The sequence below is a fragment of the Streptomyces sp. CNS606 genome (assembly GCF_000426325.1).
In genome coordinates this window covers 739,473-757,101 of the sequence record NZ_KE384521.1, presented here as the reverse complement: position 1 = coordinate 757,101, position 17,629 = coordinate 739,473, and the positions used below count along the sequence as shown (strand labels likewise).

Annotated in this window: 12 protein-coding genes; 6 read left to right on the top strand and 6 right to left on the bottom strand. The window is 74.3% G+C overall.

What is annotated here, in order from left to right; genetic code table 11:
* Positions 1-223 precede the first annotated feature (223 nt).
* Positions 224-1,822 carry an ATP-dependent DNA ligase gene (locus K304_RS0124135; protein WP_027765808.1) on the top strand — a complete coding sequence of 533 codons (1,599 nt, stop codon included), beginning with the start codon at positions 224-226 and terminating at the stop codon, positions 1,820-1,822.
* A 57-nt stretch (positions 1,823-1,879) separates the two neighbouring features.
* On the opposite strand, the gene K304_RS31030 is transcribed toward K304_RS0124135, so the two are convergent.
* Positions 1,880-3,922 carry a hypothetical protein gene (locus tag K304_RS31030; RefSeq protein WP_078529624.1) on the bottom strand — a complete coding sequence of 681 codons (2,043 nt, stop codon included), beginning with the start codon at positions 3,920-3,922 and terminating at the stop codon, positions 1,880-1,882.
* A gap of 94 nt (positions 3,923-4,016) precedes the next feature.
* The gene (locus K304_RS0124125) at positions 4,017-6,866 is read right to left on the bottom strand and encodes a D-alanyl-D-alanine carboxypeptidase (RefSeq protein ID WP_027765807.1); all 2,850 of its coding nucleotides are present in this window, start codon (positions 6,864-6,866) and stop codon (positions 4,017-4,019) included.
* Positions 6,867-7,144: 278 nt separating this feature from the next.
* Here K304_RS0124125 and K304_RS0124120 point away from each other — a divergent pair, with 278 nt between their 5' ends.
* From K304_RS0124120 to K304_RS0124110, 3 genes are all read left to right on the top strand, one after another.
* Positions 7,145-7,948 (top strand): GOLPH3/VPS74 family protein, encoded by an 804-nt coding sequence (locus K304_RS0124120; RefSeq protein ID WP_027765806.1) that lies wholly within the window; start codon positions 7,145-7,147, stop codon positions 7,946-7,948.
* Positions 7,949-8,128: 180 nt separating this feature from the next.
* Entirely contained in the window at positions 8,129-8,986 is an 858-nt protein-coding gene (locus K304_RS0124115) for a Scr1 family TA system antitoxin-like transcriptional regulator (RefSeq protein WP_027765805.1), read from the top strand.
* 191 nt (positions 8,987-9,177) lie between these two features.
* Complete coding sequence (locus tag K304_RS0124110; RefSeq protein WP_027765804.1) at positions 9,178-9,384, top strand: DUF397 domain-containing protein; 207 nt, start codon at positions 9,178-9,180, stop codon at positions 9,382-9,384.
* 47 nt (positions 9,385-9,431) lie between these two features.
* Here K304_RS0124110 and K304_RS0124105 read toward each other — a convergent pair whose 3' ends face one another.
* Positions 9,432-10,547, bottom strand: coding sequence for an ADP-ribosylglycohydrolase family protein (locus tag K304_RS0124105; protein WP_027765803.1), 1,116 nt, complete (start codon positions 10,545-10,547; stop codon positions 9,432-9,434).
* Between the two features lie 142 nt (positions 10,548-10,689).
* Positions 10,690-13,314: a bifunctional FO biosynthesis protein CofGH gene (locus tag K304_RS0124100; RefSeq protein ID WP_027765802.1), complete on the bottom strand. Its 2,625-nt coding sequence runs from the start codon at positions 13,312-13,314 to the stop codon at positions 10,690-10,692.
* A gap of 131 nt (positions 13,315-13,445) precedes the next feature.
* Between K304_RS0124100 and K304_RS0124095 the strand changes: the two genes are divergently transcribed.
* Positions 13,446-13,784, top strand: coding sequence for a hypothetical protein (locus K304_RS0124095; protein WP_027765801.1), 339 nt, complete (start codon positions 13,446-13,448; stop codon positions 13,782-13,784).
* A 25-nt stretch (positions 13,785-13,809) separates the two neighbouring features.
* Here K304_RS0124095 and K304_RS31025 read toward each other — a convergent pair whose 3' ends face one another.
* Both K304_RS31025 and K304_RS0124085 read right to left on the bottom strand, forming a co-directional pair.
* A complete protein-coding gene (locus K304_RS31025; protein WP_078529622.1) occupies positions 13,810-15,216 on the bottom strand; it encodes a DEAD/DEAH box helicase in 1,407 nt (468 codons plus the stop codon).
* 348 nt (positions 15,217-15,564) lie between these two features.
* Positions 15,565-15,768 carry a cold-shock protein gene (locus K304_RS0124085; RefSeq protein ID WP_027765800.1) on the bottom strand — a complete coding sequence of 68 codons (204 nt, stop codon included), beginning with the start codon at positions 15,766-15,768 and terminating at the stop codon, positions 15,565-15,567.
* Between the two features lie 308 nt (positions 15,769-16,076).
* Between K304_RS0124085 and K304_RS0124080 the strand changes: the two genes are divergently transcribed.
* The gene (locus K304_RS0124080) at positions 16,077-17,612 is read left to right on the top strand and encodes a CehA/McbA family metallohydrolase (RefSeq protein ID WP_027765799.1); all 1,536 of its coding nucleotides are present in this window, start codon (positions 16,077-16,079) and stop codon (positions 17,610-17,612) included.
* Positions 17,613-17,629 lie beyond the last annotated feature (17 nt).

Sequence of the window (17,629 nt, the reverse complement as noted above, 5' to 3'; positions counted from 1 at the left end):
AACCCACGGGCCCTCTTGACCGGCGCACACGCCTGTGCAACGCGCCCCCCTCCGCACCCGTACGGCGCCCTCCGGTCGGATCGGGGGCGCCGCGCGGCGTGCGCGGGACAGGGCCCGTCCCGTGCCAGGCCCGGGCGCCGTCGCCCCGGCCGGCCTGCAGGCGCGCGCAGGACCGCGCGCGCCGTACCACGCCTCGGGGTGACGGCTGGGCGAGGATGACCGCATGCTCCTGGCCGACATCGCCCGTACCTCGCTCGCCGTCGCGGCCACCTCCGCCCGGACGGAGAAGGTCGCGCTGCTCGCCGAGCTGTTCCGCACCGCCGACCCCGCCGAGGCCCCGGTCACCATCACCTACCTCGCCGGACGCCTCCCCCAGCGCCGCACGGGCATCGGCTGGCGCACCCTCGTCGACCGCCCCGCCCCCGCCGGGACCCCGACCCTCACCCTGGGCGAGGTCAACCGCACGCTGGACCGCATCGCCCTGGTCTCCGGCAAGGGCGCCCAGCACGAACGCCGCCGGCTCCTCGGCGAACTGCTGGGCCGCGCCACCGCCGCGGAGCAGGACTTCCTGGTCCGCCTCATCGGCGGAGAACTGCGGCAGGGCGCGCTGGACGCCTTCGCCGTCGAGGCACTCGCCGTCGCCGTCGGCGCCGACGCCGCCGAGGTGCGCCGCGCGGTGATGCTCGGCGGATCGCTCGGCTCCGTGGCCCGGGCCCTGCTGGAAGGCGGCCCGGCCGCGCTGGCCGGCTTCCGGCTGGAGGTCGGCCGCCCCGTCCAGCCCATGCTGGCGCAGAGCGCCAAGGACGTGGACGAGGCCCTCGACCGGCTCGGCCCCAGCGCCGTCGAGGAGAAACTCGACGGCATCCGGGTCCAGGTCCACATCGACCACGAGGGCGAGGACCCCCGCGAACCCGCCCACCCGGTGCGCGTGCGCCCCGAAGGCCGGCAGGGTCCCGTCGTGCGGGTCTGGACGCGGACGCTCGACGAGATCACCGACCGGCTCCCCGAGGTCGTCGCCGCCGCCGCGGACTTGCCGGTCACCCGTGCCGTGCTGGACGGCGAGGTCGTCGCGCGCGACGCCGACGGCCGCCCCCGGCCCTTCCAGGAGACCTCCGGACGGGTCGGGTCACGGCTCGACGTCGCCGGGGCGCAGGCTTCTCTCCCCGTCTCCGTCGCCTTCTTCGACCTGCTCTCCCTCGACGACCGCTCGCTGCTGGACCTGCCCGTCCGCGAACGGCACGCGGAACTGGCGCGCGTCGTCCCCGAGACACTGCGGGTGCGCCGGACGGCGGTCGAGGACGCCGGGGAGTCCGGGCGGGCGCACGCCCGGGCGTTCGCGGAGGAGGCGCTGGCACGCGGGCAGGAGGGCGTCGTCCTCAAGGCGCTGGAATCGGCGTACAGCGCCGGCCGGCGCGGCGCCTCCTGGCTGAAGGTGAAACCCGTGCACACGCTGGACCTGGTCGTCCTCGGCGCCGAGTGGGGTCACGGGCGGCGCACCGGCAGGCTCTCCAACCTCCACCTCGGCGCCCGGCGCGCCGACGGCACCTTCACCATGCTGGGCAAGACCTTCAAGGGCCTCACCGACGCGCTGCTGGAGTGGCAGACCACGCGCCTGCGGGAGCTGACCGTCGGCGAGGAACCGTGGGGGGTGCTGGTGCGGCCCGAGCTGGTGGTGGAGATCGCCTACGACGGGGTGCAGCGCTCCTCGCGCTACCCGGCGGGCGTCACGCTGCGGTTCGCGCGCGTCGTGCGCTACCGCGAGGACAAGCGCCCGGACGACGCGGACACCATCGACACCGTCCTCGCCGCGCTGCGGCCCTGAGCCGCGGCGTCCGCGGCGACGTGCGGGCCCAGCGAGGGAGAGGGCGCCGGCGAGGGCTCAGTCGCGCGGGGCGTCGGCGGACGAGACGGGACAGGGCGTGCCGCGCGGCAGGCGGTACGGCGCGGCGACCCGGTACGTGCCGGCCCGCGGCGCCTCCAGCACCGTCCAGTGGTCGGTGCGCCGCTCGTCGTACTCGCCGGAGGCGAGGACGCCGAGGGCGTCACCGTCCTCCGGGGCCGGCGCATTCCCGGGGGCGTTCCGGTCGGGCACGGACCCCGGCCCCGGCGCGTGCGCGCCGGGCGCCGCCTCCGGGGGCGGCTGCACGGGCCGCGGATCCGCCGGGCGCAGGCAGCCGTTGACGTTGCGGCCGAAGCCCCCCGGCGGCGCGATGCGGTCGCCGTCCCGGTTGACCAGCCCCAGCCAGGGCGACCAGGGGATGCGGACGAGCACGGCGCCCGGCTCGCGCACCGTCAACGTGACCTCGCCCGCGCCCGCCTCCGCGGACGCCGCCGGCGGCGAGGCGAGCGGCAGCGGGTCGGTGACGCGGTAGAGCTGCCAGTTCTCGTCCTGCCAGACCGGATCGAGGAAGGCCGGGTCGGAGCGGACCAGCCGCGCCTCCTCGCGCGCCGCCACGTCCGGGGTGTCGGAGAGCGGCAGCACCACGTAGCGGACGGCCCAGCGCCGCAGCCAGTCGTGGTAGCCGTCCGCCGAGAACGCGCCCTCCTCGTAGAAGAGCGGGTTCCGTTCCGCGTCGGCCTGCCGGTTCCAGCCGCGGGCCAGGTTCACGTAGGGGGCGAGCGCAGAAGCTTCCCGGTGGCTGCGCACCGGCACCACCTCCACGCGGCCCCGGTCCGCGTCGACCTGCTGGAGCTGGTGCAGCAGCGGCGCGAGGCTGTGTGCCCAGGCGGCCTCCGGGCGGGTGTGCACGACGTCCCAGACGGGCTTGCCGATCTGGAAACCGGCGGTCACCACGAACGCGCAGACCAGCGCGGTGAACCGGCGCCCGCGCACCGCGGGCCGTCCGGTACGGAACCGGGGCAGCAGCGCCAGCAGGACCACGCCCCCGAAGATCTGCGCGAGCCGTTCCACGTTGGAGCCGACCTGGGACGGAATCGCCCAGGTGAGCAGGATGCCGACGAAGTAGATCTCCGCGCCGCGCCGCACCGTGCGCCACTCGCGCGGCGCCAGCAGCCGTACGGCCGCCGTCGTGACCAGCGGGAAGGCCACCGACACCCACGGCATGGGCTGCACACCCGTGAACGGGAACAGCAGGGCGCTGACGCCCACCACCAGCGGCAGCGGCAGGCCGAGGGCGAGCGCGGGACGCCAACGTCCGCGCAGAATCAGCGCGCCGGCGACCACTTCGAGGAAGAGGCCCGCGACCGGGCTGCCTCCCGTCGCCAGCGCCGACAGCACCAGCGCCAGCCCGCCGCGCAGCGCACGCCGGTCCCGCCACCGCGCCGGCCAGGCCCACACCACGGCCACCGCGCCGAGCGCGAACAGCGTGCCCAGCGCGTACGTCACGCGGCCCGACGCCGCGTTGCAGGCGAACGCGAAGGCCCCCCACAGCGCCGGGACCAGAGGATGCCGCACGGCCCGTGACCGCATCAGCAGCCACGCCAGCAGGCCGCCGGACAGCACACCGGAGGCGATCAGCGTGGGACGCACGCCGACCACGGCCATCAGGTACGGCGAGATCACGCTGTACGAGACGGGGTGCATCCCGCCGTACCAGGCCAGGTTGTACGCGGACAGCGGGTGCTGTCCGACGAACTCGGCCCACGCGTCCTGCGCGGCCAGGTCGCCGCCGCCGTTCGCGATCAGCCACAGCCAGAGCAGGTGCAGCACCGAGCCGAAGAACAGGGCCGCGCCCACGGGGTGCCGCAGCCACCGCGCCACCCGCCCGGCGACTGTCGCGGGCGGCGCCGCGACGGCCGTGCGTGCGCCGGACGTCGTGTCCGCGCGCGGCCGGCGCGGGCGCGGCAGCAGCGCCGCCGTGCGGCCGCCCGGTATCCGCCCGGCGGCCTCGACGTCACGCGCGGCCCGGCCGTCCTCGGCCTCGGCCTCCCGCGTGCGCGGTGGGGGCCCCAGGGTGGTCATCTGTCGTCTCCCCCACGTGGCTTCTGCGTCCGGGGCAGGCTACCGGCGCGTCGTGCGCCGACCCTGCCCCGGACGGCTCGTCACCGCTGACGCGTCACAGGATGCGCGTCAGCTTGTCCCCGAAGGCGGGTTCGGGCAGGTCCTGCTCGAGCGCGACCGGCACCTCGACCTGCCCGGGGCCGCCGCCCACGGTCAGCGTGCCGACCCGCTTCCCGGTGGGGGCGGTGTGCGGCATGTCCTTCAGGGGCTCCAGCGCGAGGTCGACCTCCACACCGCCCCAGCCGACCGCTGCCACGTCCTCGGTCGCGACGACCGGCGTACGGCCGCCGAGGCCGTCGTCCACGTAGCCGACGACGTCGCCCTTCTGCACGATCTTCTCCGAGGTCAGCGTCTCACCCGCGCCGTCCAGCAGCGTGCGGCTGACGGCGTTCACGGTGTCGATGATCGCCGGTTTGTGCTGCCCGAGCACCGCACCGACGATCAGCTGCCGCGTGTCGCCGACGTCCTTGTGACCGGCGAACAGCAGGTTGCCGCCGGCGACGGTGGTGGTGCCGGTCTTGATGCCGATCGCGCCGTTGAACGGCACCAGGTCGTTGTAGTTGCGCATCCGCTCGCCGGAGAACGGGTCCTTCCAGAACGGCTGCCTGGTGATCTCCACCAGTGCCGGGATCTCCATGGCCCTCTTGCCCAGCTGCACCTGGTCCTTCGCGGTGCTGACGGTGGTCTCCTCCAGGCCGCTGGGGTCGGTGTACTTCGTGTTCTCCATGCCCAGTTCCTCGGCGGTCTCGTTCATCTTCTCGACGAACGCCGCTTCGGAACCGCTGTGCCAACGAGCCAGCAGACGGGCGATGTTGTTCGCGGAGGGGATCATCAACGCGGACAGCGCGTCCCGCTGGGTGATCTTGTCGCCCTTCTTGACGCTGGGCAGCACGGACTCGTCGCCGTTGCCCGCGCCGCGCTTGCCGTCGTCCTCGGCCTTCTGGTCGATGGTGATCTTCGGCCCGTCCGCGCCCTCCTTCAGCGGGGACTTCTGCAGCACGAGGTAGGCCGTCATGGTCTTCGCCACGCTGCCGATCGGCACCGCCTTCTGCTCGCCGTACGAGCCGAGCACACCGAGCCCGGAGACCTCCACGTACGCCTGGCCCTCGGTCGGCCACGGCAGCGACGGCTCGCCGCCGTCGAAGGTGTACGTGGCCTGCTCGGTCAGCGTCAGCGTCGGTTCCGGCAGGGGGCGCACGGCCTGCACGATCACGAACACGATCGCCAGCAGGAGCACCAGCGGCGTCCAGATCTTGACCCGGCGCACGGCGGTGCGCAGCGGAGTCTCCGGCGGCGGGGGCGTGTTGGTGAGCTGCGCCAGCAGTTCCAGCGGCGGCGGCTCGGGCACCGGCTGCTGCTTGGTGCGTTCCTGTTCGCCACCGACGCCGGTGATGACGGAGGCGGGCGTGCCGGTGCTGCTGGTCTGCGCGTCCGGCAGCGGGCGCCGCGTTCCGGCTGCGTCGGGCGTGCGCGGCGCGTCGGTGGAGCGCAGCGGGACGAACCGGCTCCCGCCCTCGCCGGAGCCGCCGTTCTCGCCGTCGCCGTCGGAGGTGTCCTCGTCCTTGCCCTTGTCTTCGTCCTCGCCCTTGTCCGCCGGCTTCTCCGCCGGTGTCACCGCCGCCGACTTCTCGCCGGACGGGGTGTCCTCGTCCCCGTCCTCCCGGGGAAGGCGGAGGGCCGTCGTCGCGTGGTCCCGCTGCGCGGCCGGCCCGCCCGGCTTCTCCTCGTCGGTCTTGGCCGCCGAAGCGGCGACGGCGCCGGAGGCGGTGGTCCTCCGGTCCTTCCCCGGGAGCTCCTCGCCTGCCGCGTCGGGCGCGTCGAGGTCCGGGTCGGGGTCCGTTGCCGAGTCCGATGCCGTGTCCGCCGGGGTGTCCGCCGGGGTGTCGTCGCCCGGCAACTCCTCGTCGTCCGCCGGGGCGTCGCCCGCGTCTCCGTCGTCGTCACGCTCCTCCGGTGCGCTCGCCGGCTCGTCGGGAGCCGCGGGCGCCTCCTCGGTCGCGTCACGCGCCTCCCCCGGCGTCTGGTCAGGCGCGACGTCGGCAGAGGTGTCGAGGGGGGAGTCGGCAGCGGGGTCGGCCCCGACGCCTTCTGCGGAGGTCGCTTCGGCCACGGAGTCCAGCTCGCCGGAGTGCTCCCCGCCGCCGGGCGACTCACCGGGCTTGCGGGACGAGCCGAAGAACGCCGCAGTCATCCGCTCCGCCCTGGCGGCTGCGGACGTCTCGTCGGTCGGTTCGAGCACGTCCGGGCGCACGCCGAACATCGTGGTGGCGGTGTCCGGTGCGGGCTTCGCCGCGGAGTCCGTCCCGGGCTCGGTCGCGGCACCGCGCGGCCGTACCGGCAGGTCGCTGTTCGCGCCGTCAACGGCCTCGTCCTCGCGGCTCCCTGACGGGGAGTCGTCCACCGGTGCTTCCGCCCCGGAGCCCGAGTCCGCGGGAGCGTCGCTGCTCTGCGTACCCGGCCCGGCGTCCTGGTCGTCCTGGTCGTCCTGGTCGTCCTGGTCGTCCTGGTCGTCCTGACCGCTCTGGTCGTCGTCGGCCGAGGAGACCCACGCGGCGACCGCCGCGCGCAGCCGTGCGTCACCGGAGTCGTCCGCGGGCGCGTCGTTCACCGGCTCGGCGGCGTCCGCGTCCTGCCGCGAGTCCCCGGACCCCGGCCCGTCGCGCTCCGCGCCGTCCGATGCGGCCGCGCTCTCCGGTTCCGCCCCGCTCTCCGGTGCCGCCGCGCCGTCCGCCCCCGAGGGGGCGTCCGCTGCGGACTCCGGCTCCCCCGCCGTGGCGGTGTCCGCGGCAGCCGCGTACGCCTCACGGGGGTCTTGTCGTCGCGCCGCGGGAACCGAACCGGTGTCCTCCGTCGTCTCCCCCGACGACCTCTCCCGCTCCGACTTGTCGGGGGACTCGCCCGCCACCGATGCCTCCTGTCGCCTTCACTCTCGCCGCCGGTCTACCAGTTAAACAGTGATCCGGTTCCGGGATCGCTCCCCGGAGATCCGGTGCCCCGCCCCGGACCGGTCGCTCCGTCGCGGACCGTTCCCCGCCGGTGACGCACCGTCGAGGGCCCACTCCCCTTCCACCCGGGATGACGAGAACGACATACCTACTGGTTCCACCACATTCCGGTCAGGCACTCTCGACAGATGATTGTGAGAGGGGTCACCCTGTCATTCATCCACGCGGGGAGGCATGGATGGGCAGGAGCCGCAGAACTATTCCGGAGGAGCTTCTGCTGCTGGCACTGGACCCGACCACGGGTACCACTGCACAGCCGCAGTCGCTCGACCTCGGCCTGGCCGGAGCACAGCTCGTCGAGCTGGCACTGGCGGGCCGGATAGCCCCAGACGGGGACCGTATCGCCGTGGTCCTACCACGGCCGACAGGAGATCCGACGCTGGACTCCGCACTGGAGCTGCTGCGCAGGCGCGGCAGCCCGGTCCGGGCCGTGCACTGGATCGGCGGGCCCAGGCTCGGGCTGCGCCAGACGTACCTCTCGCACCTGGAGCGCTGCGGCATGGTCCATGCCGTCAACGGCCAGATGTGCGGGGTGCTCCCGACGACGCGCTATCAGGCGACCGACACGGCCATCAGCCGTGAGATACGGACCCGCCTCGATGCCGCGATACGGACCGGCGTACCGCCGGACCCGCGTACCGCCGCGCTGGCCGCGCTGGCGCACGCCGTCGGGCTGGGCAAGCACCTCTACCCCGGCAACGAGGGGCGGTCCTGCCGCTCCCGGCTGAGGGACCTGATCCGGCACGACCCGATGGGCGGCCTCGTCGCGCACGCCGTGATGGACGTGCAGAACGGCGCAGCCGCGGCCCCGCGCCGCCAGGGCGGCGGCGGAGGCGGCTCGGGCGGGCGCGGCACCGGCGCGCGTGCGGCGGCCCAGCCGCCCGCTCAGCGCGCTCCGCGGCCCGCTGCGGGGCGCACGGTGCCGGACCAGGCGCGACGGACGCCGGCGGTGTCCCGCATGTCCCGCGTCGGCGCGCGCTGAGCGACGCCGACGCCGCACGACCCACGACCGGCGGGTGACGGGCGGCCGCCCAGCGGCGGCCGTCCGTCACCCGGTGCCGTACACCGGCGCACCCTGTGTCGCCGTTTCCCAGCGCGGACGCGGACAGTGGTGGCACTCTTCTGGTGAGTAGTCGTACTTACCCGCGGAGGTGCAGTCGCTGTGGCGTCCCAGGTCAATCCCACCGTACGGCGCCGCCGGTTGGGCCAGGAGCTGCGCAGGCTGCGCGAACTCCGGGGCATGACGGCGGAGGAGGTCGCGGACCGGCTGCTGGTCTCCCAGTCGAAGATCAGCCGGCTGGAGAACGGCCGCCGCAGCATCAGCCAGCGCGACGTGCGCGACCTGTGCGGCGTGTACGAGGTCGAGGACCGCCGGATCGTCGACTCCCTCATGCAGATGGCCAAGGAGTCCCGCCAGCAGGGTTGGTGGCACGCCTTCGGCGACATCCCGTACAGCGTGTACATCGGCCTGGAGACCGACGCGGCGTCCCTGCGGGTGTACGAGTCGCTCATCGTGCCCGGGCTCATGCAGACCCGGGACTACGCCCAGGCGGTGATCTCCGGCATGTGGCCGGAGGCGACCGCCGCAGAGGTGGACAAGCGGGTGCAGGTCCGGCTGAAGAGACAGGACCGCCTCAGCGATCCGAACGAGGCGCTGCGCTTCTGGGCGGTGATCGACGAGGCGCTGCTGCGGCGCGTGGTCGGCAGCCGCGCCGTGATGGCCGACCAGCTCGACCACCTGGTCCGCCTGGGCAGGGAGGCGCACATCACGCTGCAGGTGCTGCCGAACGAGGTCGGCGCCCACCCGGGGATGTACGGCAAGTTCTCCATCCTGGAGTTCCAGGACACCCTGGACGCGAGCGTGGTCTACCTCGAGGGCGTGACGAGCGATCTCTACCTCGAGAAGCCGAACGACGTGCAGCACTACAGCGTGATGTACGAACACCTCCGGGCGAAGGCCCTGAACGCCGAACAATCCCGGGAGTTCATCGAACGCCTGCGGGACGAGTACGCCTCCTGAGCGACCGGGAGGGCGCCCGCGGGGCGCAGCGTAGAGACCGGAGGCCGCCGCCGGAGCACTCCGGCACATGAGTCACTCGAACGAGTGAACGCTTCCGGTCGGGGGCGGTGGCGCGGCGTAGCGTCGGCCCCGGTAGTGCCCCGGACGGGGCTTCCCGGGGCTCTCCCCGCGTCCCCAATGATCGGAGTGACATGACTCGTCGACGCGCAGACCTGACGACATGGACCAAGTCGTCGTATTCGGCGGTCAACGGCGACTGCGTCGAGGTGCGGGCGGGCGGCCCGGAACCCGTGCAGGTGCGGGACTCGAAGGCCCTCGGAGGTCCGGTGGTCGCCTTCTCCGCCGAGACGTGGTCCGCCTTCCTGGACGGCTTCGGATGTGCCCCGCGGCGCCACTGAACCGGTGAGGGCGCGGGCCCGGTGAACGGCCGGGCCCGGGGCGCCGCTCAGGCGCGGGGGTAGCGGGCGAGCCAGGCGGGAGACGAGGCGCCCGGCGAGTGGAGCGCCGGCCCCTGCGTCATCTCCATGGCGAAGTCGTCGGCGAGTTCGAGGATCGTCGCCCGCCCCTCGAGTTCGGCGACCCAGGCCGGGGGGAGGGCCGTCTCGCCGTGGAGGGCGCCCAGCAGGTTGCCGCAGACGGCGCCGGTGGAGTCGCTGTCTCCGCCGTGGTTGACCGCGAGCAGCAGTCCGTGCCGGACGTCCTCGGCGACCAGGGCGCAGTACACGGCCATCGCCAGCGCCTCCTCCGCGACCCAGCCCTCGCCCAGGGACTCGACGCGTTCGGGGCCCGGCAGCCCCTGGCGGACGGCCCCCAGGGCGCGTTTGAGGGCGTCGGTGGTCTCCTCGTGGCCGGGTCTGGTCGCGAGCTGCGCCAGGGCGCGCTGCACGGCGTGGTCCAGCGACTCGCCGCGGGCGAGGGCGTGCACGATGGCGGCCGTCGCGCCGGCCGCGAGGTAGCCGGTGGGGTGACCGTGCGTCTGGGCCGCGCACTCGACGGCGAGCTGGAAGACGAGCTGCGGCTCCCATCCGACGAGCAGCCCGAACGGCGCCGACCGCATCACCGTCCCGCAGCCCTTGGACTGGGGGTTCTTCGGCGCGTCGACGGTGCCCATGCGGTCGTCGGCGAGGCCGCTGAGGCAGGCGTTCCCCGGAGCGCGCTGCGCGTACAGCCACTCCTCGCGGGCGAGCCAGCCGTCGTCCTTCTTCCGCTCGTCCGGCCCCCAGTCGCGCTGCGTGGCCGCCCAGCGGCGGTACGCGGCGTGCACGTCGGTCGGCGGGTGCCAGGCGCCGGTGTCGCGGCGGACGTGGGCGCGGATCAGGCCGTCGACGGTGAAGAGGGTCATCTGCGTGTCGTCGGTGACCGCGCCGCGGCGGCCGTACGCGGGCACGTAGTCGGTGACGCCGGCGGAACCGTGCTGCTCGCGGATGGCGGCGAGGGAGTCGAACTCGATGCCCGCGCCGAGGGCGTCGCCGATCGCGCCGCCGAGGAGGCAGCCGCGGACGCGGCTGCGGAAGTCCTGCTGCTCGGCGCGGCCCCATATGGCCGTGGTGCCGGTCGTCACGCGCGCGCCCTCCTCCGGTTCGCCCCACGTCCCCGGTCAGCACTGTAGCCGGGTACGACCGCCGGGTCCCGCGTCCGGCGGCCGCGGCCTGCACCGGGGCCGTTCCCGGACGCACGGCCCGCCGCAGCGGCCCGGTGCACGCTCAGTCCACCACCGGCAGCAGCTCCGGGAGGTGCCCGTCGGCCTCGCGCGCGGCGCGCAGGCGTTCCTCCGGCACCTCCCCGTACAGCGTGGTGCGCGGGCGGGCCGGACGCCCCGCGGCCTCCGCGATCGCCTCCAGGTCCCGCACCGAGCGGTACGAGCCGTAGGACGACCCGGCCATCCGCGAGATGGTCTCCTCCATCAGCGTGCCGCCGAGGTCGTTCGCCCCGGACCGCAGCATCTCGGCGGCGCCCTCGGTGCCGAGCTTGACCCAGCTGGTCTGGATGTTCGGGATGTGCGGGTGGAGCAGCAGGCGGGCCATGGCGGTGACGGCCCGGTTGTCGCGCCGGGTGGGGCCGGGCCGGGCGATCCCGGCCAGGTACACCGGCGCGTTGGTGTGGATGAACGGCAGCGTCACGAACTCGGTGAACCCGCCGGTGCGTTCCTGCGTGCGGGCCAGCAGACGCAGGTGGCCCAGCCAGTGGCGGGGCTGGTCGACGTGGCCGTACATCATGGTGGAGGAGGAGCGCAGGCCCACCTCGTGGGCGGTCCCGATCACCTCCAGCCAGGTCGCGGTCGGCAGCTTGCCCTTGGTGAGAATCCAGCGGACCTCGTCGTCGAGGATCTCCGCGGCCGTTCCCGGGATCGAGTCGAGACCGGCCTCCTTGGCGGCGGTGAGCCAGTCGCGGATCGACATCCCGGTGCGCGTGGCGCCGTTGACGACCTCCATCGGGGAGAAGGCGTGCACGTGCATGCCGGGGACGCGTTCCCGGACCGCCCGCGCGATGTCGAAGTAGGCCGTCCCCGGCAGGTCCGGGTGGATGCCGCCCTGCATGCACACCTCGACCGCGCCCACGTCCCACGCCTGCGCCGCCCGGTCGGCGACCTGGTCGAGGGAGAGGGTGTACGCGTCGGCGTCGGTGCGGCGCTGCGCGAAGGCGCAGAAGCGGCAGCCGGTGTAGCAGACGTTGGTGAAGTTGATGTTGCGGGTGACGACGTAGGTGACGTCGTCGCCGACGACGTCCCGCCGCAGCGCGTCCGCGATGCCGCACAGCGCGTCCAGTGCGGGGCCGTCGGCGTGCAGCAGGGCCAGCGCCTCGTCGTCGGTGAGCCGGGTGGGGTCGTCCGCGGCGGTGGCGAGCGCCGCGCGCACGTCGCCGTCGATCCGCTCCGGCGCCATCCCGGGGGCGGCGCGCTCGCGCAGGTCGGCCCAGTCGCCGTACACCTCGTCGAAGTCGTCGCGCCGGTCCGCGGTACGGCCGTCGGTGTCGATGGTGCGGTGCAGGTCGGTACGGCCGCGCGCGGCGAACACGTCCTCCGGTTCCTGCCACGGCCGTCCCTCGACGACGGCGTCCTCGCGGGCGAGCCCGGTCTCCGGGTCGAGCAGCGCCTCGACGTGCGGCAGCAGCCGCGGGTCCAGCCAGGGCTCGCCGCGCTGGACGAACTCCGGGTACACGGCGAGTCGTTCGCGCAGCTCGAAACCGGACGCGCGGGCGTGCTCGGCCAGCCGCTCGATCTGCGGCCAGGGGCGTTCGGGGTTGACGTGGTCGATGGTCAGCGGCGAGACGCCGCCCCAGTCGTCGATGCCCGCGTCCACGACCCGCCCGTACTCGCCGTCCACCAGGTTCGGTGGAGCCTGGAGGCGCGCGCCGGGGCCGAGGATCAGCCGGGCGACGGCGATGGTGGCGATCAGGTCGTCGAGTTCGGCGTCCGGCATGCCGCGCATCGCGGTGTCCGGCTTGGCACGGAAGTTCTGCACGATGACTTCCTGGATGCCGTGGTAGGCCCGCTGCACGCGGCGCAGCGCGAACAGGGCGTCGGCCCGCTCCTCGTGGGTCTCGCCGATGCCCAGCAGGATGCCGGTGGTGAACGGCACGTTGGAGCGGCCGGCGTCCTCCAGGACGCGCAGCCGCACCGCCGGTTCCTTGTCCGGGGAGCCGTGGTGCGGGCCGCCGGGTTCGCTCCACAGGCGTTCGGCGGTCGTCTCCAGCATCATGCCCATGGACGGCGCGACGGGCTTGAGCCGCTGGAAGTCCGTCCAGCTCAGCACCCCGGGGTTGAGGTGCGGCAGCAGGCCGGTCTCCTCCAGGACGCGGACGGCCATCGCGCGCACGTAGGAGAGGGTGTCGTCGTAGCCCTCCGCCTCCAGCCATTCGCGGGCCTCCGGCCACCGGTCCTCGGGCCGGTCCCCGAGGGTGAACAGCGCCTCCTTGCAGCCCATCGCGGCGCCCTTGCGGGCGATGTCCAGCACCTCGTCCGGGGAGAGGAACATGCCGTGGCCCGCACGGCGCAGCTTCCCCGGCACGGTGACGAAGGTGCAGTAGTGGCACCGGTCGCGGCACAGCCGGGTGAGCGGGATGAAGACGCTCTGCGAGTACGTCAGCACGCCCGGCCGCCCGGCGGCCTCCAGGCCGGCGTCGCGCACCCGGCGGGCGGCGGCCGTCAGCCCGGCCAGGTTCTCGCCGCGTGCCTGCAGCAGCACGGCCGCCTCGGCGACGTCGAGCGCCACGCCGTCCCGTGCGCGGCGCAGCGCGCGGCGCATGGCGTTGGCGGTCGGCGGCGTCGCGGCGGTGGCCGGCGAGGTGGCGGGCGGCGGGGTGACTCCGTCCGTGGCTCCGGTGGTCATGCCCCGACCTTACGCACAGGTCGGCGCCGTCCGCGCTGAGGCGTCGCACACACCCCGTCGCCCCTCGGTTACGGTGGAGGCGTCGTCGTGGGGCGCGGTGACGTCAAGCGCCCCTACGCTCCGGGGGATTCATGCGTTTCGCCACTCTTGTCCTGCTTCTCGGCGCCTTCCTGGTGCCGGCACCGGCCGCCCACGCGGCGGCACCCGCCACCGCACACGGCAGTGTCTCCGTGCGGGGCACCGCGACTGCGCAGGGCACCGCCGCCACCCGGCAGGACACCGGCGTGCGGGCGGCCGCGTCGGGCGGCCGTTCACGCGGCGGGTACCGCGGCACCGGCGGCGACTACAGCGACGGCGGAAGAATGGCGGCCTGGGAGATCTGGCTCTCGGTCGGCATCCTGTGCGCCCTCGTGGTGTGGTGGGTGGTGTCCGTCCGGCGGCGGAAGAACCGAGGCAGCGGCTCCGACTGAGCCGTCCCCGCACTCGCCTACCCGGCTACTTCGGGGACGGGCTCGTACGGCCGCCGCCGGAGCGTCGGGCGCCGCCGCGGGGTCGTCGGCCGCGGCGGGACGAACCGGAACGGCGTCCGGACCGGTCGGCGGCGGCCTGCTGCGGGCGGGCCTTCGCGGGTGCCGCCGGGGCCGTGGCGGTGACGACGACGGCGACGCCGGAGGGCGTACGGGCACCGGTGAGCCGGGCGAGCTCTTCCTCCCCGGGCCGGGCGGCGAGGCGTCCCGCCGTGACCCGGGCGACGGACAGCAGCCGGTTCATCTCCCGTCGCTGATGCGGCAGGACGAGGGTGACGACGCTGCCGGACTCCCCCGCCCTGGCGGTGCGTCCGCCACGATGGAGGTAGTCCTTGTGGTCGTTCGGCGGATCGATGTTCACCACGAGGTCGAGGCCGTCGATGTGGATGCCGCGGGCTGCGACGTTGGTGGCCACCAACGCTGTGACCCGGCCGGTCCGGAACGCCTCCAGCACCCGGTTGCGCTGGGACTGCGACTTGCCTCCGTGCAGAGCACCCGCCAGGACGCCCCCGGCCAGGAGGCGTTTGGTCGTCCGGTCGGCGGCCCGCTTGGTGTCGGTGAACATCAGCACCCGCCCGTCGCGGGAGGCGATGTGCAGCACCACGTCGTTCTTGTGCTCGTCGGCGACGTGCAGCACGTGGTGCTCCATCGTGGTGACGGCCCCCGCCGAGGGGTCGACCGAGTGCACGACCGGGTCGGTCAGGAACCGCTCGACGAGCCGGTCCACGTTGCGGTCGAGGGTGGCGGAGAACAGCATCCGCTGGCCGTCGGCGGGCACCTGCCGCAGCAGCGCGGTGACTTGCGGAAGAAAGCCCATGTCGGCCATCTGGTCGGCCTCGTCCAGCACACTCACACGCACCTGGTCCAGCCGGCAGTCGCCGCGCTCGATGAGGTCCTTGAGCCGGCCGGGGGTGGCCACGACGACCTCCGCACCGCTGCGCAGCGCGTTGCTCTGCCGGGTGACGGACGCGCCCCCGACGACTGTGGCCAGCCGCAGCCGCAGCGGACGCGCGTACGGCAGGAGGGCGTCGGCGACCTGCTGGGCGAGTTCCCGGGTCGGCACGAGGACGAGCGCCAGGGGCCGGCGCGCTTCCGCCCGCCGGCCGTGGAGACGGGCGAGGAGAGCGAGGCCGAAGGCGAGGGTCTTGCCCGAGCCGGTACGGCCGCGCCCGAGGACGTCCCGGCCGTCGAGCGAACTCGGCAGCGTGGCTCCCTGGATCGGGAACGGCACGGTCACACCCTCACGGGCGAGGGCGTCGAGCAGCGCGGTGGGCAGGGGCAGCTCGGCGAAGGAACGTACCGGCGGGAGCGCGGGAGCGGTGGGCCGCTTGCGCCGGGCGTCGCGGGCACGGGTGGGGGTGGTGGTGCGGTTCATGCAGAACCTCCTCGGGACGGCACGTGTCGAGGAGGTTCCGGCAGGCGTGAGGCGCGCTGCGGGAGACCACAGGAACGAACCGTGGAACGGCGGCCGCCCGGGGTGTCCGGCGGCCGGGCCGTGTCCGCGTCCGGGTACTCCGGCCGGGGCACGCGGGCGGGCCGGGCGGAGTGGGACCGGTGCGGGGCGACGCCGGACGGAGAGGCCCGGACGGAAGGGCCCGGACGGAACCGGGCCGTCGGGAGAGGGCTGCGGGGAGCCACCGGACGGCTCCGCAGCACGGACAACGGTGTGGGCCCGCACCGGGGTACGGGCCCACACCGTGCGGCGTCACGCCGCGGGACGTCGTCAGGCGACGGTGATGTTCTCGGCCTGCGGGCCCTTGGGGCCCTGCGTGACGTCGAAGTTCACCTTCTGGCCTTCGGTCAGCTCGCGGAAGCCCTGCGCGTTGATCGCGGAGTAGTGGGCGAAGACGTCGGCGCCGCCGCCGTCCTGCGCGATGAAGCCGAAGCCCTTTTCGGCGTTGAACCACTTCACGGTACCGGTAGCCATAACTGATCTCCTTTGGACAGTGGATCCGCGACCTGCAGACCCGCATGTCGTAGCGGTGATCGCCCCGCCGGAGATTGAACACCGGAAAAACAGAAAGTGCGCCTGACGGACCGGATCCAGCAGGCGCACACAAAAGTACATGGGAACCACAACTGCAACGAAAAGACCGTACCACGCCGACCGCCCCGCGTCCGGATCCGGCCGTCCGGCGTCTCCCGAGGGTTCGCCGCCCTGCCGGGAGGTCTTTCCCTTACGGCCGTCCGCCCGTACAACGGTGACGCCCGACACTCGAAGGCCTGGGAGGACGCATGGAACGGCGTGACGTACTGAGGATGTCGGCGACCGCGGGAACCGCCGGGATGCTTACGCTCGACTCCGTGACCTTCGCGCACGCGGCCGGCGCCTCGGACGGCCCGCCGGGAGACGGCCCGCCCGGCGACGGCGAGGAGACCCGGACGGTACGCGGCCATCTGCCCACGGGAGCGCCGGACTGGGTGTACCTGCCGGTGGAAGTGCCGCGCGGGGTGCGGGAGATCGCCGTCTCCTACTCCTACGACAAGCCGGACGTGCCGCCGGGGACGCCCGGCAACGCGCTGGACATCGGCATCTTCGACGAGCGCGGCATCCGGCTCGGCGGGCGGGGCTTCCGCGGCTGGTCGGGCGGGGCCCGGACGGAGTTCGCGATCAGCGCGGAACGGGCGACGCCCGGCTACCTGCCCGGTCCGGTGCGGCGCGGGACGTGGCACGTCGCCCTCGGCCCGTACACGGTCGCGCCGCAGGGCCTGGACTACGAGGTGACGCTCACCCTGCGGTACGGCCCGGACGGCACGACGCCCGAGCCGGTGTACCCCCCGGAGCGGGGACGCGGGCGCGGGCGCGCCTGGTACCGGGGCGACTGCCACCTGCACACCGTGCACTCCGACGGCCGCTACACCCCCGCCGACGTGGCCGCGGCAGCACGGCGGGCGGGCCTGGACTTCGTCACCACCACCGAGCACAACACCCCCTCCGCCCACGGCGCGTGGGAGGGGCTGTGGGGCCCGCACCCGGACGGCGAGCTGCTGGTGCTGTGCGGCGAGGAGATCACCACCCGCAACGGTCACTTCCTCGCCCTCGGCACCGACCCGGGGACGCATCTGGACTGGCGGTACCGGGCCCGCGACGACGCGTACGAGCGGTTCGCGCGGCGCATCCACCGCGCGGGCGGCCTCGTCGTGCCCGCGCACCCGCACTGCCCCTTCGTGGGCTGCCAGTGGAAGTTCGGCTTCGAGGGCGCCGACGCGGTCGAGGTGTGGAACGGCCCGTGGACGGTGGACGACGAGGTGTCGCTGGCCGCGTGGGACAACACGCTCGTCGACGGCGGCCCGGAGGGATGGCTCCCCGCGATGGGGAACAGCGACGCGCACCGGGAGGGTCAGGAGGTCGGCCTGCCCCAGACCGTGGTGCTCGCAGACGACCTGTCACGGCAGGCGCTGCTGGAGGGCATCCGGGCCGGGCGCAGCTACGTCGCCGAGTCCTCGGCGGTGTCGGTCGCCCTGTCGGCGACCGGGCCGCGCGGCGAACACGCCGGGATCGGGGGGCGGTTGCGGGTGGACGCCGACGCGGAGGTGACCGTGCGGCTGGAGGTCTCCGGGGCTCCGCAGGACACGGCGGTGCGGCTGATGACGGACCAGGGGCAGCTGCACGCGGCGGCGGTGCCGGCGTCCGGGGTGGTGACGTGGCGGACGACGGCGTCCCTCGCCACCTACGTGCGCGCCGAGGTGCGGCGCCCCGCGCCGGAGGGTTCGCCCGTGCCGGGCCCGATGGTCGCCCTGACCAACCCCCTCTGGCTCGACCCGCGTTGATCGGGGCCCGCGTATCG

Excerpts from the sequence above, each read along its gene's own strand:
- K304_RS0124135 (WP_027765808.1), top strand. The coding sequence starts at position 224 with ATGCTCCTGGCCGACATCGCCCGTACCTCGCTCGCCGTCGCGGCCACC.
- K304_RS31030 (WP_078529624.1), bottom strand. The coding sequence starts at position 3,922 with ATGACCACCCTGGGGCCCCCACCGCGCACGCGGGAGGCCGAGGCCGAG.
- K304_RS0124120 (WP_027765806.1), top strand. The coding sequence starts at position 7,145 with ATGGGCAGGAGCCGCAGAACTATTCCGGAGGAGCTTCTGCTGCTGGCA.
- K304_RS0124110 (WP_027765804.1), top strand. The coding sequence starts at position 9,178 with ATGACTCGTCGACGCGCAGACCTGACGACATGGACCAAGTCGTCGTAT.
- K304_RS0124100 (WP_027765802.1), bottom strand. The coding sequence starts at position 13,314 with ATGACCACCGGAGCCACGGACGGAGTCACCCCGCCGCCCGCCACCTCG.
- K304_RS0124095 (WP_027765801.1), top strand. The coding sequence starts at position 13,446 with ATGCGTTTCGCCACTCTTGTCCTGCTTCTCGGCGCCTTCCTGGTGCCG.
- K304_RS31025 (WP_078529622.1), bottom strand. The coding sequence starts at position 15,216 with ATGAACCGCACCACCACCCCCACCCGTGCCCGCGACGCCCGGCGCAAG.
- K304_RS0124085 (WP_027765800.1), bottom strand. The coding sequence starts at position 15,768 with ATGGCTACCGGTACCGTGAAGTGGTTCAACGCCGAAAAGGGCTTCGGC.
- K304_RS0124080 (WP_027765799.1), top strand. The coding sequence starts at position 16,077 with ATGGAACGGCGTGACGTACTGAGGATGTCGGCGACCGCGGGAACCGCC.